Annotated in this window: 15 protein-coding genes and 1 pseudogene; 3 read left to right on the top strand and 13 right to left on the bottom strand. The window is 71.8% G+C overall.

Features of this window, described 5'->3' with window-relative positions; all coding sequences use genetic code 11:
* Positions 1-758: 758 nt before the first annotated feature.
* From ACFXGN_RS23520 to ACFXGN_RS23510, 3 genes are all read right to left on the bottom strand, one after another.
* Entirely contained in the window at positions 759-1,025 is a 267-nt protein-coding gene (locus ACFXGN_RS23520; RefSeq protein ID WP_384862494.1) for an exodeoxyribonuclease VII small subunit, read from the bottom strand.
* Positions 1,026-1,102: 77 nt separating this feature from the next.
* Entirely contained in the window at positions 1,103-2,320 is a 1,218-nt protein-coding gene (gene xseA, locus ACFXGN_RS23515; protein ID WP_384862491.1) for an exodeoxyribonuclease VII large subunit, read from the bottom strand.
* Between the two features lie 328 nt (positions 2,321-2,648).
* On the bottom strand, positions 2,649-4,019 hold the full coding sequence (locus ACFXGN_RS23510) for an APC family permease (protein ID WP_384862489.1): 1,371 nt from the start codon (positions 4,017-4,019) through the stop codon (positions 2,649-2,651).
* Between the two features lie 54 nt (positions 4,020-4,073).
* Here ACFXGN_RS23510 and ACFXGN_RS23505 point away from each other — a divergent pair, with 54 nt between their 5' ends.
* Positions 4,074-5,117 (top strand): 4-hydroxy-3-methylbut-2-enyl diphosphate reductase, encoded by a 1,044-nt coding sequence (locus ACFXGN_RS23505; protein ID WP_384862486.1) that lies wholly within the window; start codon positions 4,074-4,076, stop codon positions 5,115-5,117.
* A 30-nt stretch (positions 5,118-5,147) separates the two neighbouring features.
* Positions 5,148-5,891: a polyphosphate--glucose phosphotransferase gene (gene ppgK / locus ACFXGN_RS23500; protein ID WP_384862484.1), complete on the top strand. Its 744-nt coding sequence runs from the start codon at positions 5,148-5,150 to the stop codon at positions 5,889-5,891.
* Between the two features lie 306 nt (positions 5,892-6,197).
* Here the strand turns inward: ppgK and ACFXGN_RS23495 are convergent, their stop codons facing one another.
* Positions 6,198-6,911: a DUF6542 domain-containing protein gene (locus ACFXGN_RS23495; RefSeq protein ID WP_384862481.1), complete on the bottom strand. Its 714-nt coding sequence runs from the start codon at positions 6,909-6,911 to the stop codon at positions 6,198-6,200.
* A 252-nt stretch (positions 6,912-7,163) separates the two neighbouring features.
* Here ACFXGN_RS23495 and ychF point away from each other — a divergent pair, with 252 nt between their 5' ends.
* Positions 7,164-8,252 carry a redox-regulated ATPase YchF gene (ychF, locus tag ACFXGN_RS23490; RefSeq protein ID WP_384862479.1) on the top strand — a complete coding sequence of 363 codons (1,089 nt, stop codon included), beginning with the start codon at positions 7,164-7,166 and terminating at the stop codon, positions 8,250-8,252.
* Between the two features lie 191 nt (positions 8,253-8,443).
* On the opposite strand, the gene ACFXGN_RS23485 is transcribed toward ychF, so the two are convergent.
* The 9 genes and pseudogenes from ACFXGN_RS23485 to ACFXGN_RS23445 form a co-directional block, all read right to left on the bottom strand.
* Complete coding sequence (locus ACFXGN_RS23485) at positions 8,444-11,947, bottom strand: NB-ARC domain-containing protein (protein WP_384862476.1); 3,504 nt, start codon at positions 11,945-11,947, stop codon at positions 8,444-8,446.
* A 545-nt stretch (positions 11,948-12,492) separates the two neighbouring features.
* Positions 12,493-13,065, bottom strand: a complete 573-nt coding sequence (locus tag ACFXGN_RS23480; RefSeq protein WP_384862473.1) for a HEAT repeat domain-containing protein — start codon at positions 13,063-13,065, stop codon at positions 12,493-12,495.
* A gap of 106 nt (positions 13,066-13,171) precedes the next feature.
* Positions 13,172-13,287 (bottom strand): annotated as a pseudogene (locus ACFXGN_RS23475) (CPCC family cysteine-rich protein); the annotation flags it as partial.
* 376 nt (positions 13,288-13,663) lie between these two features.
* Positions 13,664-13,927 (bottom strand): type II toxin-antitoxin system RelE/ParE family toxin, encoded by a 264-nt coding sequence (locus ACFXGN_RS23470; protein WP_384862470.1) that lies wholly within the window; start codon positions 13,925-13,927, stop codon positions 13,664-13,666.
* Positions 13,920-14,189, bottom strand: a complete 270-nt coding sequence (locus ACFXGN_RS23465; RefSeq protein WP_384862468.1) for a type II toxin-antitoxin system Phd/YefM family antitoxin — start codon at positions 14,187-14,189, stop codon at positions 13,920-13,922. Before ACFXGN_RS23465 ends, ACFXGN_RS23470 begins: the two co-directional genes overlap by 8 nt.
* Positions 14,190-14,409: 220 nt before the next feature.
* Positions 14,410-15,579, bottom strand: coding sequence for a hypothetical protein (locus ACFXGN_RS23460; RefSeq protein WP_384862465.1), 1,170 nt, complete (start codon positions 15,577-15,579; stop codon positions 14,410-14,412).
* Positions 15,580-16,068: 489 nt separating this feature from the next.
* Positions 16,069-17,526: a hypothetical protein gene (locus ACFXGN_RS23455; RefSeq protein ID WP_384862462.1), complete on the bottom strand. Its 1,458-nt coding sequence runs from the start codon at positions 17,524-17,526 to the stop codon at positions 16,069-16,071.
* Positions 17,523-19,502 (bottom strand): hypothetical protein, encoded by a 1,980-nt coding sequence (locus ACFXGN_RS23450; RefSeq protein ID WP_384862459.1) that lies wholly within the window; start codon positions 19,500-19,502, stop codon positions 17,523-17,525. The genes ACFXGN_RS23455 and ACFXGN_RS23450 overlap by 4 nt, the downstream gene beginning before the upstream one ends.
* Positions 19,503-19,543: 41 nt before the next feature.
* On the bottom strand, positions 19,544-20,314 hold the full coding sequence (locus ACFXGN_RS23445) for a toll/interleukin-1 receptor domain-containing protein (RefSeq protein ID WP_384862456.1): 771 nt from the start codon (positions 20,312-20,314) through the stop codon (positions 19,544-19,546).
* Positions 20,315-20,680 lie beyond the last annotated feature (366 nt).

Genomic DNA, 20,680 nt, shown 5'->3' with positions numbered 1-20,680 from the left:
TGGGATGGCACGGTCGCTTTTACGGCCGAGGGCGAGAGGCCGCCACCCCTCGTGTCCTGCTGGGCACCGCTGATTCTTCGCGTCGGGCGGCGGGGTGCTGCTTCTCGTGCCTGGTGGGATGGCACGGTCGCTTTTACGGCCGAGGGCGAGAGGCCGCCACCCCTCGTGTCCTGCTGGGCACCGCTGATTCTTCGCGTCGGGCGGCGGGGGCATTGCTTCTCGTGCTTGGCGGGATGGCACGGTCGCTTTTACGGCCGGGGGCGAGAGGTCGCCGCCCCTCGTGTCGTACCGGGCACCGCTGAATCCTCGCGGCGGGCGGCACGGGGTTTCCCTCTCGTCCCGGTCGGGCGGGAGAGGTCACTACTCATGCCCGGGGCGCGCGGGGCTGCCGTCCCTTGCCTCATGCCGGGTGTCGCCGACGCTCCTCGCGGCGGGTGCCGCGGGGCCGTTCCTTCTTGCGCCCGCCGAGATGGCGCTGTCCCTCTTCGCGTCCCAGGGGCGCAAGCTCGCAGCCCCTCGCGCCCGGTGCGTCGGGGCATCGCTCCCCCGCGCCGGTGGAGCGGCACGGCCCCGCGCGTCCGGGGCATCGCTCTCCGCGCCCGGTGGAGCGGCACGGCCCTTCCGCGCGTCCGGGAGGTCCGGGGCATCGATCCCCATGACCAATGGAGTGGCACCCTTCCTCACGTCCGGCGGGCGTCCCGCACCGGCCGGGTGCCCCGGATCATCGCTTCTCCGGCCCGGCGGGAGGAGCGGCGCGGCTACCGCTCCTCCCGCTCCCCTTCGCCCCCGGCCGCGCGCTCCGCCGCGAGGGACGCGTCGAGCCGCGCCCGCGCCCCTTCGAGCCGACGTCCGCACACCTTCGCCAGCTCCTCGCCGCGCTCCCAGAGCGCGAGCGACTCCTCCAGGGACGTCCCGCCCGCCTCCAGCCGCCGGACGACCTCGATCAGCTCGTCCCGCGCCTCCTCGTACCCGAGCACCCCCCCGTCCGCGCCCTCCGCAGTCCCCGCGTCCGCGCCCTTCGTCATCTGCCGCTCCCTCCGTCTCCTCCCCGGCTCCGTGCCGGGTGCTGTCCCACGTACATCTTCGACCGGCTCCGGCCCGGTCAGGTCGCGTCCGGTACGCGGCGGACCGTGAACTCGCCCTCCACGACCCGGGCCCGCAGGTCCTCGCCCTCCGCGACCTCCTCGGGGGAGCGGACCACGGACCCGTCCGCCCGCTGGAGCACCGCGTACCCCCGCTCCATCGTCGCGGCGGGCGACAGCGCGCGGACCCGCGCCCGGGTGTGCGACAGCTCCGAGTCCGCCCTGTCCAGCAGATGCCCCAGGACCCGTCTGCTCCGGGCGAGGAGCGCGGCGACCTCGTCCTCGCGGACCTCGACCATCCGCAGGGGCCGCTCCATGACCGGCCGCGCGAGCGTGTGCGCGAGCCCGCGCTCCTCCCGGTCGAGGAGCCCCCGCACGGTCCGCAGGGCCCGGTCCCGCAGCCCCCGCACCCGGTCCAGCTCCTCCCCGACGTCCGGTACGACCTTCTTGGCCGCGTCCGTCGGGGTCGAGGCCCGCAGGTCCGCCACCAGGTCGAGCAGCGGCGAGTCCGGTTCGTGCCCGATGGCCGAGACCACCGGCGTACGGCAGTCGGCCACGGCGCGGATCAGCTGCTCGTCCGAGAACGGCAGCAGGTCCTCGACGCTGCCGCCGCCCCGGGCGACCACGATCACGTCCACCTCCGGGTGGGCGTCGAGCTCCCGGACCGCCCCCACGACCTGCGGAACGGCCTTCACGCCCTGCACCGCCACGTTCCGCACCTCGAAGGCGACGGCGGGCCAGCGCCGCCGGGCGTTCTCCAGGACGTCCCGCTCCGCCGCCGACGCCCGCCCGCAGACGAGCCCGATCCGGTGCGGCAGGAACGGCAGCGGTCTCTTCCGGTCCCGGGCGAAGAGCCCCTCGGCGGCCAGGCTCCGCTTCAGCTGCTCCAGCCGGGCGAGCAGCTCACCGATGCCGACCGGCTTGATCTCCGCCGCCCGCAGCGACAGCTGCCCGCGCGGCGCGTACCACTCGGGCTTCGCGTGCACGAGCACCCGCGCCCCCTCGGACACCACGTCCGCGACCGAGTCGAAGACCTGGCGGTAGCAGGTGACGCCGATCGAGATGTCGTACGAGGGATCGCGCAGGGTCAGGAAGACGACCCCGGCACCGGGCCGCCGCGACAGCTGGGTGATCTGCCCCTCGACCCAGATCGCCCCGAGCCGGTCGATCCAGCCCCCGATCAGCCGGGAGACCTCGCCGACGGGAAGCGGCGCTTCGGGGGACGTAGTCAGAGCCATGGACCGAGCGTAACGGCGCGGTACGACAACGTCAGGGGTGCGGGGCGGGGAAGTACGGGACGCGGTGCTCACCCGTCAGGGATGCGGTCCTCACCCGTCACCACCGGGCCGCGTGGCTCCGTCCGGTCCCGTCGCACCGCCCCCACCCCCACCGGGCCGTGCCGTCCGGTTCCGTCACCCGTCCCCCCACCGGGTTGCCTGGCCTTGTCCAGCCCCGGCACCCAGCCCCGGCCCCGGCACCCCAAGCCCCACCCCACCATCCGTCCCCAGCGCCCCACCTGTCCTGCCCGTGGCTCACCGGCCACCGCTCACCGCCCCGCCGACTGTCTCACCGTCCCGCCGGTGTCCTGCCCGCGCCCTGCACCGCCAGGACCACCAGGCCCACGCCCAGCCAGACCACGCCGACGACCTGTGCCGCCGGTGAGGCGCCCACGATCACCGCGACCAGGATCGCCGCGCCGACCACCGGCAGGACCACGTGCCTGAGGACGTGCGGCGGCCCCTCCGCGCGCCGGACCGCGAACCAGCCGACCACGCTCGCGTGCAGCAGGACGAAGGCCGTCAGGGCGCCGACGTCGACCACCGACACCAGATGGTCGAGGCCGTCGCTCCGCCGGGCCGCCCACAGCGCCGCGGTCATCGTCACCACCGCCGACACGAGCAGCGCGACCCTCGGCACACCCCCGTCCGTCCGGGCGAGCACGTGCGGCAGACGCCGGTCGCGGCCCATCGCGAACAGCAGCCGCCCGCCCGCCGCCTGCCCCGCGAGCGCGGCGAACGCCGCCCCGATCGCCTTCGAGACCGCCACCAGATCGTGCAGCCAGCTGCCCACCGAGGCGTTGACGGCGTCGTAGAAGGCCGTCCCCTGCTTCTCCGGGTCGGCGGCCAGCTCGGCCGAGGAGAGCGGTTCGAGGAGCGCGGCCAGCCAGGACTGCGCGACGAACAGCACACCCGCGAGGACCAGACAGAACAGCACCGCCCGCGCCACCTTCGCCGACCCGCCGGTGACCTCCTCCGCGAAGGAGGCGATGGCGTCGAAACCCAGGTACGACAGGACGGCCACCGACACCGCCCCGACCACCGCCGCGAACGAGAACGAGGCGTCCCCGACGAGCGGCGACCACCAGTCGCGCCGTGCCCCGTCCCGTACGAGCACCACCACGGCGGACACCACGAAGACCAGCAGCACCACGATCTCCATCGCGAGCACGGCGAGACCGACGCGGGCGGCGGCCCGTACGCCCCACAGGTTGAGCAGGGTGGTGACGACGACGGCGACGCCGGTCCACACCCACCGGTCGACCGCCGGGACGAGGGACTCCATGGCGATGCCCGCGAAGAGGTACGCGACGGCCGGGATCAGCAGGTAGTCGAGCATCGCCATCCACCCGGCGATGAATCCCGGCCCTTCTCCCAGGCCCTTGCGGGCGTAGGCGAAGACCGAACCGGCCTGCGGGGCGACCCGTACCATCTGGGCGTAGCTGAACGCGGTGAACGCCATCGCGACCGTGGCCACGACGTACACCAGTGCGACGGCCCCGCCGGACCTGGCGTCGAGCGTCCCGAAGACGCCGACGGGCGCCATGGGCGCGATGAAGAGCAGGCCGTAGACGACCAGATCACGGAACCCGAGGTTCCGACGAAGCCCCGAATGTCCGGCGCCGCCATCGCGCGCCGCCACCTGCGAATCCTCGGCCATGGGCACAGTTTCGGCCACGGTACCGATCAAAGCGTTCACCGACGCGGCCTTACGATGGGACGCATGACTGCAACGCCCGCGCCGACGCCCGATTCCGCCGCTGCGACGAACCGCCCGAAGCGTGTCCTGCTCGCCGCCCCCCGCGGCTACTGCGCGGGCGTGGACCGTGCCGTGATCGCGGTGGAGAAGGCCCTGGAGCAGTACGGTGCGCCGATCTACGTGCGCCACGAGATCGTCCACAACAAGTACGTGGTCCAGACGCTGGAGCGGAAGGGCGCGATCTTCGTCGACCAGGCGACCGAGGTGCCGCCGGGCAACATCGTGATGTTCTCCGCGCACGGCGTCGCCCCGACCGTCCACGACGAGGCCCGCGAGGGGCTCCTGAAGACGATCGACGCCACCTGCCCGCTGGTCACCAAGGTCCACAAGGAAGCCGTCCGCTTCGCCAACGACGACTTCGACATCCTCCTCATCGGCCACGAGGGCCACGAGGAGGTCATCGGCACCTCCGGCGAGGCCCCCGACCACATCCAGCTCGTCGACGGCCCCGGCGACGTGGCGAAGATCGAGGTCCGCGACCCCGCCCGGGTGGTCTGGCTCTCCCAGACCACGCTCTCCGTCGACGAGACGATGGAGACGGTCGACGCGCTGAAGGAGAAGTTCCCGCAGCTGATCTCCCCGCCGTCGGACGACATCTGCTACGCCACGCAGAACCGCCAGATCGCGATCAAGGAGCTGGCCGGGCAGGCCGAGCTGGTGATCGTCGTCGGCTCGAAGAACTCCTCGAACTCGATCCGCATGGTCGAGGTCGCCAAGCAGGCGGGCGTCCCCGCCGCCCACCTGGTCGACTTCGCGACCGAGATCGACGAGGCGTGGCTGGAGGGCGTGACCAGCGTCGGTCTCTCCTCCGGCGCCTCCGTCCCGGACATCCTGGTGCAGGAGGTCCTGGAGTGGCTCTCCGAGCGCGGCTACGCCGACGTGGAGATCGTCAAGACGGCCGACGAGTCCCTCACCTTCTCGCTGCCCAAGGAGCTCCGCAACAAGGACCTGCGGGCCGAGGCGGCGAAGCTCCTCGCCACCACGCCCGTCAAGGAGTAACTCCGCGCCGCAGCCCTTACCGTGGGGTCCATGAACGTCTTCGGAGTGGACATCGGCGGATCGGGCATCAAGGGCGCCCCCGTGGACCTGGAGCGCGGCGCGCTCGCGGAGGAGCGCCACAAGGTCCTGACCCCGCAGCCCGCCACACCCGACGGTGTGGCGGGCTGCGTCGTCGAGGTCGTGGAGCACTTCGGCTGGACCGGACCCGTGGGGGTGACCTTCCCCGGGGTGGTCACCGGCTCCACGGTCCGTACGGCCGCGAACGTCGACAAGTCCTGGATCGGCGTCGACGCGGGCGCTCTGCTGGGCGAGCGGCTGGGCGGCAGGCCCGTGACCGTCCTCAACGACGCCGACGCGGCCGGGATCGCCGAGATGACCTACGGCGCGGGCCGGGGCCGCGAGGGCACCGTGATCCTGCTGACCCTCGGCACGGGCATCGGCTCGGCGCTCTTCGTCGGCGGCCGACTGGTCCCGAACACGGAGCTGGGCCATCTGGAGCTGAAGGGCCACGACGCCGAGACCAGGGCCTCGACCAAGGCCAAGGAGGACGAGGACCTCACCTGGGAGCACTGGGCGAAGCGCCGTCTGACCAGGTACCTCGCGCACGTGGAGATGCTGTTCTCGCCGGAGCTCTTCATCATCGGCGGCGGGGTGAGCCGCAAGGCGGACAGGTTCCTGCCGCTGATCGAGGGCATCAGGGCGGAGATCGTCCCGGCGGAACTCCAGAACAACGCGGGCATCGTGGGCGCGGGGATGGCGGCGGGCACGGGCTGAGCACGGGTCTCAGCGGGTCGAGTGCGGGCCTCGGCGCGGGTCGAGTACGTGCTGAGCACGGGCTGATCATGAAGTACGAGTACGGGGTACGGGGCCGGGCGTCGCCGGGCCGGGGCCAGAAGGGGACGGGGCGAGGCAGAACGGGTGGGCCCGGGGGCGGGCCGCCCCGCTCGGATGACGGGCCTCGCGTCTAATCGGCTTTGCGTCAAGAGGCCCGAGCCCCGGGGCCCCGGCGTCGGCCCTGCCCCAGGGCCCTGGGGCTGGACCAGGCTCGGCCCCTGGCCCCGTCCGTAGCCGTGACGCCCCTCAGATCACGGGACGACGGCGCGGGGCCGTATTGCGGGAGGCGTCCCCGGGCCCGGCACCGGGAGCGGCTCCGGAACCGGAACCGGAACCGGAACCGGAACCGGGTCCGGCACCCGTACCGGCCCCGGAAGCACCCCCGGGGCCCTTCCCGGCTCCGGCTCCGGCTCCGGTTCCGGCGCTGGGCGCGGGCGCGGGGGAGAGCCGGACGAGGTGCTGGCGCCGCCCCATCTCCCGTACCTTCCGGACGCTGGCGATGAGCCCCGCGACGAGCGTGCCGCCGTACAGCCACCCGGCGTGCACGGCGAGCGCCGTCACGACGGCCATGGCCTGCCCGCCGAAGCCGCCGGTGCCCCCGGCGACGGGGACGACGCCGACGGCGAAGGCGATGGGCACGCTGATGGGGGCGGTGACCAGGTCGGCGGCCCGTACCCAGAGCGCGGTGAGGGCGCTGACCGGCAGGAACAGCAGCCCGTAGACCAGCGGGGAGCCGTCGAACAGCAGCAGGTCGAGGAAGCCGAGCGCCAGCATGACGGCGGAGGCGAAGAGCCCGGCGCCGAGCCCGGTCAGCCGGGGTGCGGGAAGGCGCCGCAGGGCGAGGACGACGGGCGGCACCGGCCGGCCGCCCGGCGGGCGCCCGGCGGCTCCCGGGGCCCCCGCGCGCTCGACGCGGGCCCCGCCGGGGCCCCGCCGGGTCCTGCCGGTCACCCGGTACACGGCGGCACCCTCCACGAGCGCGCCGGGCGGCGTCGCGGGGGTTTGCGGCCGTCGGCGGCCTTGCGGCTGACTTGTCCTGTGCTGCTCCACCCCCCCAACGTAGGTCGGGTAGGGGCGGGAACCGGGTCCGGGACACGCCCTTTGGGTGACCTTGCCCCTGAGAACGACCGAAGGTCGGCGTCACTGGCCGGTTCGACCCGCCCGTAAACTGGGGGATCGGCCCCCCGTCCACACCTTCAGGAAGTCGCCACCGTGTCGCTCACGATCGGAATCGTCGGTCTGCCGAATGTCGGCAAGTCGACCCTGTTCAACGCCCTGACCAAGAACGACGTACTGGCGGCCAACTACCCGTTCGCCACGATCGAGCCCAACGTCGGCGTCGTCGGCGTCCCGGACGCCCGTCTGACGAAGCTCGCCGAGATCTTCGGCTCGCAGCGCGTCCTCCCGGCGACGGTCGACTTCGTCGACATCGCGGGCATCGTGCGCGGCGCGAGCGAGGGCGAGGGCCTGGGCAACAAGTTCCTCGCGAACATCCGCGAGTCGGACGCGATCTGCCAGGTCATCCGCGCCTTCAAGGACGAGAACGTCGTCCACGTCGACGGCAAGGTCTCGCCGAAGGACGACATCGAGACGATCAACACGGAGCTGATCCTCGCGGACCTCCAGACGATCGAGAAGGTCCTGCCGCGCCTCCAGAAGGAGTCGCGGATCAAGAAGGACGTGGCGCCCAAGGTCGCGGCGGTCGAGGCGGCCCAGGCGATCCTGGAGAAGGGCGACACGCTCTTCTCGCAGGGCGTCGTGCAGGGCTCGGAGAAGGCGGAGCTCCTCCACGACCTGCACCTGCTGACGACGAAGCCCTTCCTGTACGTGTTCAACGTGGACGAGGACGAGCTGACGGACGAGGCGTTCAAGGCGGAGCAGAGCGCGCTGGTCGCCCCGGCGGAGGCGATCTTCCTCAACGCGAAGCTGGAGCAGGACCTCGCGGAGCTGGACGAGGAGGACGCCATGGAGCTCCTCCAGTCGGTCGGCGCGGAGGAGCCGGGCCTGGCCACCCTCGCCCGCGTGGGCTTCGCGACCCTCGGCCTCCAGACCTATCTGACGGCGGGCCCGAAGGAGTCCCGCGCCTGGACGATCAAGCAGGGCGCGACGGCCCCGGAGGCGGCCGGTGTGATCCACACCGACTTCCAGAAGGGCTTCATCAAGGCCGAGGTCATCTCCTTCGCCGACCTCGTGGAAACCGGCTCGGTAGCCGACGCCCGCGCCGCCGGCAAGGCCCGCATGGAGGGCAAGGAGTACGTCATGCAGGACGGGGACGTGGTGGAGTTCAGGTTCAACGTGTAGCCGTGCGCTTACTGCATGTTAGGCGCTGAGTCAAACGTACACGTCAGAAGGGGTCGGGCTCTGTCGAGTCCGACCCCTTCGGCGTCACCGTGCTGGATGGGTGCTGGATGTTCTGACATGTGGTCAGCGGTGGTCAGGTGTCGTGAACGGTGGACCGGTGCCCCACGTGAACGACCCAGACCGCCAGTTGTTCAGGAGGCGGTCGTGGCGAGGCCCGCCGTGGAGGCGAGCTGTTGGGCGAAGGTCGCCACCGCCGTCATGTCCAGATGGGGGAGGACCTTGACGAGGTGCTCCTCCCAGTCCGGGCGGAAGTCGTACACGAGCAGGTGTCGCCCGCGGGGAGTGGTCGGACGGAAAGCGAACAGGGAGTCCACATCGGGTGCGGGGAAGACCACGGGGAGCAGGAAGGCCTCCCGCTCGTCGGCGCCCGCGGGGAACCGGCCCTGGGCGAGCAGCAGGGCCGGGTCCACCAGGCGTCCGGCTTCCTCGCACCAGAGGGTGATGTGTCCGCGGACCTCGCCGGTGGGCGTGAGCGTCGGTTCGGCCGCCTGATCCGGGAGGTCGAGGGGCACGCCGTCGAGGGTCACCTGGAGCGTGGTGGGGATCATGCGGCACGTCAGGCCCAGGGTGCGTGCCGCGGCGGTGACCGCCAGGGCGACGAAGGCGGGTGAGGGTGCCGTTCGCTCACCGAGGTGGTAGAAGGTGGCTCCGAGCAGGGCGTACAGCGAACGCGCGTCCGGCGGTGCGTTCCGGACCCAGGCCAGGACGTTCCCCCAGGGGAACGCGGAGATCGGGTGCGTCCCTTTGCCCCCCGACGGTCCGGGGGCGGAGCGAGGAGGCCCGTCCGTGACCGCCCGTTCCACGAGGTCGTCCTCCTCCTGTCCGTCCCTCGCCAGGAACTCGCGTGCGGTGACCGCGAGCGGCACATGGCCCTGCCCGGCCGCCTCGAACATCTCCGGGCTCTCGCGCATGAGGGCGCGCGATTGTTCCGGGTCGCTGCCGGGGTGCCCGAGCGTGTGGCGGGTCCAGGCCAGTACTGCGAACCGTTGCCGAACGTGGGCCAGTACGTCCGGTCCCGCTTCGGTGTGTGCTTCGAGCAGGGCCTCGGCCCGTTCGAGCAGGGACTGGGCGGCGTTCAGAATCCAGACGTCGGTGGGCGCCCCCTCCTCGTGCCGCCGGAGGCTGCCGACCATTACGGCGTGAGCCATGTCCACCATCTGGTCCGCGTGATGACGCATGATCGTCACAGCTGTGCGTTCCGTGGGCTCCGGTACGCCCGAGGTGATGGCCAGGGCCTCCTCAAGGCGTCCAGTGGACGCCTTGACCATGGCGTCCAGGAACAGCAGCTCCGCGTTCGGCTCGTCGTCGCGGCCGGTGAGTCCCCTGGCCACGTCGACCGTCATCGCCGCGGTGTCCCAGTTCTTGATCCACACGAGCGCCTGCGCCTGTTCCAGCCGGACCTTCAACTCGACCGGCGCGGCCACGTCCTCGCGCCTCATTACCCCCTCCAGCCTCAGGGCGGCGCGGGCCACATCGGCGAAGCGGTCCGTCGCCACGGCCGCGCGCATGTCGGTGACGTGGGCCAGAAGCAGGTGCTCCACCCCGTCGGGGCTGAGCGTGTCCAGGCCTTCCAGCAGGGCCCAGGCGGTCTGTGCCGCCTCCGCCGCCTCGTCGAACCTCTGCTGGTTCTGCAGGCACTGGGCCAGCGTGGTGGTCGTTGCCGCCCTCCGGTACACGGCGTCGTCCATCACGGCGTCGTCGAATTCGTCCACGACGGCCAACGCCTCGCGCAACAGGCCCTCACTGCGCGCCAGGTCACCGTGCACATTGGCGACAGCCCCCGCGGTGTTGGCCAGCAACGCGACGGTACTGCCGTCCACGCGGCCGCCCTCGCGCACATGGTGCGCCACATGCACCGCGTGTTCGACCAGCGTCGCGGCCTCGGCCCACTGGTTCTGCCTCTGGCAGGCGACCAGCCGTGTCACCAGCTCGTACTGGAAACGTCCGTACATCGACTCGACGGCCTCGCCGTCCATCAGGGCCCGGACGACCGCCTGGACGATCCGGTGGATCGCCAACATGCCGTCCTGGGGAGTGACCAGGGAGAATCTGCGCAGCTCCGCCACGGCGCCGTACACGGCGGAACCGATCGGCATGTCGAGTGCCGCAAGGTGCAGCGGGATGAAGTCCGGGGCGAGCAGGGCGCAGCGGGCGAGCAGTTCGGCGGCGAGCTGTTGTTCGGACCCTTCGGGCGAGCGCAGCGCGTGGGACAGCACCCGTCCCACACTGAGGGTCACCGCCGCCGTCAGCGTCACTCCCGCGAGGTAGTCGAAGGGGACGAAACCGGGGTTGTCGAGCAGGCGGGCCCGGCACTCCGAGAGCTCCGCCAGATAGACGTCCACCGGGCATTCGGTCGCGGCGATGTAACCGGTGGCCTGGGCGATCCCGAGCGGGATGCATTCCACCGCGTCGACCAGCGCGGACACTTCGGGCTCGGACACTCGGGGCAGTCGTTCCGCTGCCCAGCGGGTGGCCTCCTCCGTGGCCATCCGGCCCACGACCAGCCCGCCTTCCGCCGTGGCCCAGGCCGAGTCGCGGGTGGTCACCAGCACGTGGGCGCCCTCGGCGGGCAGGAGTCCCTGGAGCTGCTCGCGGTTCGCGACGTTGTCGTAGACCAGCAGGAGCCTGGTGCCCAGGTGCCCGAGACGACGGCCGACACGCTCGATGATCTCCGCCTCGGTGGCGGGCTCGGCCTCCTGCTGTTCCTCGGCCACCAACTGCCGGTACGCGGCAATCACGTCCTCCCGGGTGTCGGACGGGATCCACCAGGCGAATTCGTACGCCTCCCGGTTCCGGTGGGCGTACAGGCGGGCGACGCTCGACTTGCCGATGCCGCCCAGCCCGGACACCACGACCCGTGCCGTCCCGGTGCCGGGTTCCTCGTCGAACAGCTTTCTCAGCGCGCCCAGTTCCTCGGTCCGCCCGCGCAGACCGGTGGCTGAGGGGACGCCCCGGAACAGGGCGCGGCGGGGCCCCGGGGAAACGTCCGCCCCGTGCCCGGACGTGGTGCGGCGCCCGCGCAGGAGCCCCGGGAGCTCGTCCAGCCGGACCGTACGCCGGTCGATCCGCCGTTCCCCGGACCACTGGAACATCTTCACGAACAACGCGTCGACGGTGGCGTCGATCTCGGCCGACGCCACGGCGGTGGGGGAGAGCCGCAGCACTTCGAGTCTGGCTTCGTCGAGGATCTGTTCCCACGGGCCGGTACGGGTGTTGATCTCCAGCCTGCGCATCAGCGCGTGGTCTTCGACGGTGAGTGCGATCGAGGTTCCCAGGCCTTCACACCCGGCCAGCCACTGCTCGGCATCGGGAAGGGCGCGGGCGCGTTCCGTCGCGTCCCGCACGGCCTGCCCCGACGCCTGCACCGGTCCGTCGGAGAGGAACCGCAGCACCGCCGTACCGTCGGGGTCGGCCTCGCCCCAGCGGCGGGCGAGCCGCACCAGCTCCGGTCCCGACCAGGTGCGCGGTTCCACCCGGGTCTTCGCCTGGGCGAGCAGCAGCGGTCGTCCCCGAGCGTCCCTCACCTCGAAGTCGATGGCCTCGTCGGCGCCCTCCACCCGAAAGGTCTCCGCCTCCGGATACTGGTCCGGGGTGCGGATCAGCTGGAGAATCGCGCACGCCGTCTGGAACCCCATGCCCCGTGCTGTGTCGACTCCACCCATGTGGCGTGTCCCCCTTGGCCTCGACTCGCCCTCTATCATGCAGGGCGCCACTGACAGTCCTCTGTCGCGATCCATCAAGTGCGTGCTATAGGTGATGACTTGCAGCGGTTCCGACCCGAGTCCGCCGAGGCCGTCCATGCGGATTTCGAAGGGAACCGGAGGGTCCTCGTCGTTTCTCTCCAAGCGGGTGACGCACACGCACGCGCCGCATTGATCGCTGCATGGAACGGGACTTTCTCGGGTCGCTCGTCGCGCAGCCGAACGCTTTTGGCGCCCTCAGGCACCTCAACACGGCCCTCGCACAAGAGAGCGCCAGCGGTCCCCCTTCCTCCCCGAAGATCACCCAGTCGTGACTCCGCCCCGGCGGGGCCGTTGCAGGAACAGCCGCCCTCGCGAACGACAGCGACAGCACGTGTGGGTACACCCCAAATGCCCTCAGTCAGGTAAGTGCGTGACTCGAACGAGCCCCGGCCGCCGAGCAGACCCGCACAGGGGCATGAGGGCGAGCGCGTTGCCGCTTACCGAGTGGTGCACTCTCCCTCCATGAGCAGGTCGGCACGGTCGATCCAGGTCGGCGCGACGAAGACGTCGCCGCCGACGGGGGCTTCGGAGGCTTCCAGGAGGGACCAGGTGCGGGACTCTTCGACCAGGTGCTCCCAAGGCGCGGTCCAGTCGATTTCCCAGTCCAGGCCGGTGCCGGAGATGCCGTACGTGTGGCCGGCGTCCACGCGCCAGAACTGGGAGCAGAGGATCACCTGGGCGTGGTCGGCCAGGTCGTCGATGATCTCGGTGAAGTGGGCCGAGGGCCAGCCAGGGGCGTTGTCCGCAGCGGTGGCTCGTAGGCGCGTGGTGAGCGGTGGGACGACGGGGGTGCGTGCGCCGAGTTCGGTCAGGGCCCAGCGGATGCCGATGGGTTCGGTCCAGTCCGGTGGCGTCGCCCGTTCCAGGTAGGCGCGGTAGGCGCGGCGCAGGGGCTCGATGGCGCCGTCGATCTCCAGGCTCGCCAGGGCCATGGCCGCCCATTCGCGGACGGTCGGGTTGTCGCTGTCCAGCAGGCCGATGAGAGCGGGGCCGCAACGGGGATCGCCCACCTCCTCGAAGACCTCGATGGCGGTCAGCTGACCGAAGCCGCCGAGGGAGGGCAGGCCGTCGATGACGGCGGGTGTGCTCGTCGCAGGCGCCGAAGTCCTGGTAATTGCGCTGGGCCTCGATCAGGGAGACCTTGTTCGCCCCGCCTGCCATGGTCGGCAGCGGAACTGGACCCCGTCGTCCTCCCAGAAGCAGACGGGGCAGATCTCGTACGAGCCGGGCATCGTGTCCAGTACGCGGTGCCCGCAGCACGGGCAGGGGTGGGAGTCGCTCACCTGCGCAGTTTCGTTGCAGGTCCCGCCCGCGCCATGGATTTCTCTGCCTCGGGACCCCGGCCAGTCCGCAGGACACCCGTAGACGGCCGTCGCGAGCCAACGCACGCCAACCAGGAAATCACAGGTCAGAGCCCTGTAGGGAGCTCCACGGCAGGTCAGGATCAGACCGCAGGTATTCCGCTTCAATGTGTAGCGTGTGGATGCAACACGTTAGGCATTGAGTCAAACGTCGAGGTCAGAAGGGGTTGGGCTCTGTCGAGTCCGACCCCTTCGGCGTCACCGTGCTGGATGGGTGCTGGATGTTCTGACGTGTGGTCAGTGGTGGTCAGGTGTCGTAAATGGTGGACCGGTGCCCCATGTGAACGACCCAGACCACCAGTTCCCCGTTGTCGATCGTGTAGACGATGCGGTAGTCGCCAACCCGTAGACGTCGGCGATCCGGCTGGGACACGAGTGCGGTGGTGTTGTAGCCGAGCGGATCGCTTTCCAGCTCGGTCAGCTTGGCCAGGATGCGCAGCGCCATCTCGCGCGGGATCTTCCGAAGCTCGGCCTGCGCCTCGGGGCGGAAGACGGTTCGGTACTCACTCACCGCGCGCCAGTGTCTCCCTCATAATGTCCTCGATCGGGATGCCGGGTGCGGGGTTGGCCATGCGCTCGTCGATGATCCGATTGATCTCGCGCTCTTCCCATTTCTGGTACTTGCGCAGCACCTCGATGGAGACGACGGCGGCGACTTCCTTGCCGCGGCGTGTGATCACGGTGGGCACGTCGTCCCGATCGGCTCGCTCCACGACCTCGGCCAGATGCGCACGGACATCGCGGATGGACTCTATGGGCAGCGGCTGCGTCATGCGCCCAAGGGTACCGAGTGTCCCGTGTGTACACAATGCGGCGTGGTGGTGGGTGGGCCGCCACGCGGCGGTCGCGCGTGCTGGATGAACCCGCGGCGTGCTGGATGGCGCCTCGGGGAGGCTGTCGAGGTCCTCCGCGGCATGGGCCATCGGCTCTTCGCGTCGGAGCTGCCCGAGATCTGCGGGTTTCGGTGGGGTGTCGGCGGTGGTCGGGGCCTTCCTACTCGGTGGGTGGTTCGAGCATCGGTTCGAAGGAGGCGTTCTCTTCGTCGGTGACCTGTGGGAGGAATCCGTCGGGGACGGTGCGGGCGGCGGTGGTGAGCAGGCGGTTCAGGACGTCCTGGTCGGTGGCCGGGGGGAGCCGGAGTGCGGCGAGGAGGCGGTCGCGTACGGCGGCGTGGTCCGGGTGGTCGTCGAGGTAGTCGGAGTTGAGGACCGGGGGCCGCAGTCCTCCCAGGGCGTCGTGCCAGGACGGCAGGACGATGACGAGGGTCAGGGCGTCGGCGAGGGATTCGGCGATGAGGGAGGCCTGGCCCTCGGAGTCGGTGTAGAGCACGGGGCGGGGGCCGTCGGGGACGGCCGGGCCGCAGAGGTAGTGGGTGCCGCCTGCGTTGCACCCCGCGACGGGCTCCACCGGGAGGCCGTTGGGCAGGGCGATCGCTTCGATCGGGTCGGTGCGGGCGAGGTCGAACTCGCCGTCGCAGGACAGATAGGAAGCGGCCTCGGGATGCGCGGCGATCCTGTGGAGCAGCGCGTCGTCCGCGAGGGCGGCCGGGTTGAGGGCCTTGGCCGTCGCGGGGGTGACGGGGTGCCCGGCGAGGACGTGGCGGATGGCGTCGAGGGACACGGGGCGCTCGTAATGGTCCTCGAAGTGGGCCTGGACGGCCTCGGGGGAACGCTCCCTGAGGAGGTGGAGGAGGAAGCCGGAACCGTCCGGGTCCTCGCCCCCGGAGGGGGGAGCGACGGCCGAGCCGGTACGCCAGGCGGTGTCGCCCGTCTCCCGCCACAGGCAGACGGTGACCCGGGGGAGGCCGATGCCTTCGTCGAAGAAGGCGGGTTCGTACAGGAGCGGGCGCAGCGAGGCGGGCACCTCGTCGATGACACCGGGCCAGACCTCCTCGTCGTCCGTCGCGTACGGACTCATCGCCGACTCGTGGGCGAAGCCGCGTATGAGCACGCCCGCCGGGGTGAAGAGGACGGAGAAGTCGTCCCCCGAGCCGTTGTCCATGAGGGCGGCCTCCTGACCGGGCCCCCAGGCCGGGGCGAAGGCGTAGGCGCAGAACCGGGGATCGTCACCGATCGTCGCGTCCAGGACGGCCAGCGCGCGCAGATGGGTCCGGAGGAGGTCAGGGCCGGGGAGGAGGGCGGCGATCTCGCGCACGGTGCTCATGACGCCATGGAAGCAGCCGCCACTGACAGTCGGCCGTGGCCGATCCCGATCCCGATCCCGATCCCGATCCTGACCCTGACCCCGGCAGCGACCGCGCCGCCTCCGGCCGACCGCGTGTGTTCTCGGTCCGGATCAGGTGGTGCCGACAGTGGAGCGCTGTCCTCGCGGGCGTACCTCGGCGGCCCTGGGCCGCGCGGGGGCCTTTCCGTATGTACGCCGTCCTCACGGGCGACACCTCGACGGGGACGACAGCCGGAGGGACTCGTACCGGGTCGGATCGGTGTCGGGCCGTGCCCCGAAGGCCGTGCCCCGAAGGCCGCGCCCCGAAGGGCGTGCTCCGCAGGACGCGCTCTCGCGGGGAGTTCGCTTCGGGCATTCCGCTCCCTCTGTGCGGCCTGCCACCACCCCACTGGTTCGGCGGGCGCACGGGTCGGCAGGGGCCCGACTCTCCGGAGCCGGACCCCTGGGCTTCTCCGTGCCAGGACGTGCTCACGGCTCGTCGAGGTACGGGGGGAAGGGAGGCGTGACGGCGCAGGCCGTCCGATCAGCTGATCGGACGGATCGGCTTCCGTCCCAGCGGTTCTCGTCGTCCTCGGCGTCCTCGTCCCGCGCGCGGGGTTCCGCCGGTCGGTGCGGGCTGTGCGAGGTGTCCCAGAAGTACGGGGGAGCCGTACCGTCCTCGCCGGGCTCGTACCAGTCCCGGTCCTGTTCGCCCGAGCCGCTCTCCGCCGACCCCGGTGCGAACGTGCCCGCGCCCCTGTCGGCGTCCGGTCCCGCGTCGTCGAACCGCGGGCTTCCGGGGGCCGGGAAGGGCGGAGGCGGCCACGGCCCCGTGGCGTCGTCCTCGGCCGAAGGCCCGGTCTCCGGATCCTCGCCCCCGCCCCCGCTCTCGTCGGCCGCGGGGAAGAAGGCCCTCCTGATCTCCTCGGCGGCCTCGTACAGCCCCGTCGCCTCCAGATCCCGGATCACCCGCCGTACGAGCACCGTGTACGCGTCCATGTCCGGCTTCAGGCCCACCGCCGCGAGCAGCAGGAGCAGTCGATCCGCGGCTCCCACCTCGGCCTCGCGGCCGTACAGTCCTGCTCCCTGGCCGTCTCCGTCCCACAGCGGGCCCCCGGCGAACGCCTCCTCGCGCGCCTCCACGGGCGGGACGAGCAGGTGGCGGAAGAGCTCGGGCACCTCCTCGTCGTTGGCCGCCGCCGTGATCTGGGCGAGCGGGCCGATCATGTCGACCGCCTTCTCGATCTCGTTCTCGTGCCGGGCCAGCCACCACACCACCGCGCTGCCCGTGCTCTTGAGCACGTCGTCACCGAGATAGCGCCGCTTGTTGCGCTCGTACTGGCGCTCGTACTCCCAGATCTCCTCGTCCTTGCGGAGATCGTTCAGCTTCCGCAGGCGCTCGCGGTCGGCGGGGGCGAGGGTCAGCGTCACATCGGCGGCCATGGCCCGCACCCGCCCGCTCCGGTCCAGGAGCGGGACGCCCAGCTCTCCCTCCAGGAGGTACCGCGCGAAGCTCGCCCGGCCCGGCTCCTCGCCGTGGACGACCTCCAGCGCCCGGCTGACGACCGAGGACACGGCGAGGGCCGCGAAGGCGCCGTCGGGCCGCTCGGCGTGGTCGTGGCCCGGCTGCCACCACACGGTGGCGGAGAAGAGGAAGTCGTAGCCGTCCACCGCGCTCGGCAGCCCCGCGTCGACCACCCGGGTCTCCTGGTACGGCGGCTCCGCCGGTGCCTCGGGCGGCTCGGATTCCCCGGCCTCGTACGGATCGGCCGTCGCACGGCCACCGCTGAGGAGCGTCATCACGAGCAGCAGGGAGCCCGAGGCGGTGACCATGGACATGAAGCCCCACAGCCACGGCGACCAGCCCTGGAGGTTTCCGATCACAGCCGGGACGAGGCCGCAGAGGGCGACGAACAGCAGGCTGGGAAAGCGGTGTCGGTGTCTCATCGTGCCTCTTCCGTGGTCCGTGGGCCGCCGCCCGCACGCCTCGTGCGGGCGTACTGCGCGTGGTCGATGTGCTGCCAGAAGTGGGCGGCGACGGCCGCCCCGGACGGATCGCGCGTGGACCGCGCCCAGTCGCTGGCGATGACGTAGACGCGGTGGAGGGCCACCGTGCGGCCGAGGGTGGCGCGGACCATCACATCCAGCGCCAGCTCCCGCGTGCGGTCGGCCGCCACGGCGTCCAGCCAGCCGCGCACCAGGGGGTTCCAGAGCTCCGTCGGCGGCTGGGAGAAGACCGCCGTCCAGCCCTGGAAGAGATCCGGCCACGGCGGCGGGTCCGGTGCCCGGTCGCTCGCCAGTAGTTCGGTGAGGAGCCGGAGTCGAGCCTCCTCTCCCCGCGGCTCCCGGGGCGCCCGGCTCCGCAAGAGGCCGATCAGCAGCCGGTAGCGCCGACGGTCGTGGCGGGCGAGTTCGAGAAGCGCCTCCCGGGCCTCGCGCGCCGCCTCCCCGTCCCGTACGGCGAGGTGGCGGAGCCGTACCAGCGCCTGATCCGGGTGCGTCGCGCCGAGGCTGTGGAGACAGGCGGCGGTCAGGACGCGGACGAGACCGTCCGGTAAGCGGTCCGTTCTCACGCACTCGTCCATCCGCTCGCGGAACCATCCCCCGAACCTCTCGTGGCCGAGACCGAGTTCGAGGGCCGCCAGGGCCCGCGGATCGCAGGACGCCCCGGTCGCGCCGTCCGCCCAGCGGACCACGAGGTCGAAGAGGTGGTCGGGCCGTCCGGCGGCCAGGGACCGCTCGCCGAAGCGGACGACGACGTTCACCCGGTCGTCGGTGGTCAGACCGCCGAGCCCGGCGGCCCACCCGATCCAGTTCCTGAGGTCGTCGCGCATTCCGGGGAAGTTCGCCCAGAAGTACGTCCGTACCGCGTCGGCGTGGGCCGAATGCCCGAAACGGAGCCGCCCTTCGGGGTCCCGCTCGATCCCGAGCCCCGCCAGCCGCTCCCCGAAATCCGTCCGCGCGAGTTCGGTCGTCCCCTCCTCCTCGTACCCCACCGTTCTCATCAGGCCGCGCCACGCCTCGTGGACGGTGTCGGCGTGGGCCTCCTCGAACATCGCCGTCGCGAGCAGCAGCGCCCGCTCGGGCGCGGTACGGACCGTGGCCACCTGCCGGCCCACCTCACCGGCACGGTCGGTCACCGCGCGCATCGCCCGGTCGAGCCATTCCGCGAAGCCGCTGCCGGACCGGCCGCTGTCGCGGGCGGTCCTCACCAGCCCCGCGAGCCGCGCCAGTTCCCGCATCGGGGAGCGGTCGAACAGGAGCCGGAGGCCGACGCCCTCCAGGTCCGAGGGGCTGAAGACCATCCGGTCCATGCGGAGGTACCGGGTGACGACGGTGACGCCCCGGGGGCGCCCCAGCGTCACCGTGTGCGGTTCGAGCTCCGGCGCGTGGGCGTGCTCCATGCCGGACGGCAAGACGACGACCATGTGGGCCGCCGCCTCCTGGACCTGTGACCGGCGCACGGCCAGGAGGCGCTGGGCCTCGACGTACGCCTCCTCGTCGGCGATCCCGGAGAGGTCGAGGAGGAAGCGGTCGCCCTCGCCGGGGGCCAGGGGGGCCGCTTCTCCGCCGGTCGGGGGAAGGTCCTCGAACCGGACCTTCCCCTCGGTCGACTCCTCTTCACCGAGTCCGTGGAGCAGCATGATCGCCGCGGCGCGGCGACCGCTGCCGGGCCGGGCCCTCAGCAGCACCGTCGATCCCGGCTTCTCCAACAGGTCCGCGGCGACACGGTAGTTCTCGGGCGGAACGAACCGGTCGGCCAGGCGCAGCCGGTCCTCGCGGCCGATCCGGAGGGACCCGGCTCCTCTGCGGATCGGCCGGTCCGCGCCGACGCCGTAGGAGACGTACTGGGGCCCCGCGCCACTGTTCACCGGACCACGCGGATCGTTGACCGTGACGCAGACCTGTTCCGTTGTCCCCATCTCTGTCCCTGTCCCTGTCCCTGTCTCCGTCTCCGTTTCCGTCATCGTTCGCCGTCCGAACGCCGGTGCTCGCACTCGAAGCGTTCGAAGCGCTCGTGGACCGTGCCGCTGTCGTCGCCCTCGCGGTGGGGCGCGTTGTACTGGTGGCCCCGACCGGTGTTCACGGGCCCTCGCGGCTCGTTGAGGAAGGCACCGAGATCTCCGTTGAGGTTTCCGATGCCGCCGCGCACACGCTGCTCGACATCGCGCGCCCGCATCCGGGTGTGCCCGGCGTCCCGGGCCGACCTCTCACGGGGCTCCTCCTCCGCGCGGTCCCGCGCCGCACGGGCATCACGGTCCGTCGAGGCCAGCTCGGGCAACAGCCGGGCGAGTGTGTCGCCGAGCGCCGTCAGGTCCGACTCGGCGTTGCGGTGGTCGAACCGCTTGTACTGGCGGTCCGCCAGTTCCCGAAGGCCGTCGGGGAGGACCGTACGGTCGATCCGCGCGGCCTTTCCGACGAGCACGGGAATCACCAGGGCTCCGCGGTCGAGCGCGGTCCGGATCTCCCGACGGGTCCAGTCCTGCTCGGCTTCGAGGGCGGGACGGCCGTCGACCCCCCGTATCTCCGCCCAGCGCGGCCCGATCACGGCGAGGAGCGCCCCGCACTCCTCCACTGCCTTGACCAGCTCCACCGGGAAGTGGTGTCCGGGCTCGATCGAGCTGCTGGCGAAGAAGATCCGCTCGTCACCGAACCGCCGGGCGAGCTCCCGGGCGATCATGGTCGCTGCGGATTCCTCGTCGCCTGTGCGGTAGTTGACGAAGACGTCGGGCATGAAGGTTCCCTTCGTGGAAGGAGGACGGGGTGCGCGGGTACGAGTGTCGGGGTGCTGCTGTCCGGAGCCCCGAGGCCCGTCCCCCGAGGCCACGAGGTCCTGACCGTGCCGACGGCCCGGCGGGTGCACGAAGGGGTACGGACGGAGGCGCCGCCCGGCGCGGCACCTCCGTCGAGAACGGCTCCGGGGTACGGGAGAGCGCGCTGTGCCGCGTCAGACGGGGAACGGAAGGCCCGTCGGCGGCGCTGGGAGTGCGAGGGCCGGAGGGATCCGATGGTCCCTGCGAGCCGGGCGGCTCGATCCGTCGTCGCTCGTGAGTGCGTGCCCCTGCGCCTTCCGCTGGGCGGCGGGCCCCCGGATCCGCGA

This window comes from Streptomyces sp. NPDC059247, assembly GCF_042754005.1.
Taxonomy (GTDB): domain Bacteria; phylum Actinomycetota; class Actinomycetes; order Streptomycetales; family Streptomycetaceae; genus Streptomyces.
The sequence above is the reverse complement of the archived record's forward strand: the minus strand, read 5'-3'. Positions and strand labels throughout refer to the sequence as shown.

Bases quoted from the DNA above. Each gene is read 5' to 3' on its own strand.
- ACFXGN_RS23520 (WP_384862494.1), bottom strand. From the start codon at position 1,025: ATGACGAAGGGCGCGGACGCGGGGACTGCGGAGGGCGCGGACGGGGGG.
- xseA (WP_384862491.1), bottom strand. From the start codon at position 2,320: ATGGCTCTGACTACGTCCCCCGAAGCGCCGCTTCCCGTCGGCGAGGTC.
- ACFXGN_RS23510 (WP_384862489.1), bottom strand. From the start codon at position 4,019: ATGGCCGAGGATTCGCAGGTGGCGGCGCGCGATGGCGGCGCCGGACAT.
- ACFXGN_RS23505 (WP_384862486.1), top strand. From the start codon at position 4,074: ATGGGACGCATGACTGCAACGCCCGCGCCGACGCCCGATTCCGCCGCT.
- ppgK (WP_384862484.1), top strand. From the start codon at position 5,148: ATGAACGTCTTCGGAGTGGACATCGGCGGATCGGGCATCAAGGGCGCC.
- ACFXGN_RS23485 (WP_384862476.1), bottom strand. From the start codon at position 11,947: ATGGGGTTCCAGACGGCGTGCGCGATTCTCCAGCTGATCCGCACCCCG.
- ACFXGN_RS23465 (WP_384862468.1), bottom strand. From the start codon at position 14,189: ATGACGCAGCCGCTGCCCATAGAGTCCATCCGCGATGTCCGTGCGCAT.
- ACFXGN_RS23460 (WP_384862465.1), bottom strand. From the start codon at position 15,579: ATGAGCACCGTGCGCGAGATCGCCGCCCTCCTCCCCGGCCCTGACCTC.
- ACFXGN_RS23455 (WP_384862462.1), bottom strand. From the start codon at position 17,526: ATGAGACACCGACACCGCTTTCCCAGCCTGCTGTTCGTCGCCCTCTGC.
- ACFXGN_RS23450 (WP_384862459.1), bottom strand. From the start codon at position 19,502: ATGGGGACAACGGAACAGGTCTGCGTCACGGTCAACGATCCGCGTGGT.
- ACFXGN_RS23445 (WP_384862456.1), bottom strand. From the start codon at position 20,314: ATGCCCGACGTCTTCGTCAACTACCGCACAGGCGACGAGGAATCCGCA.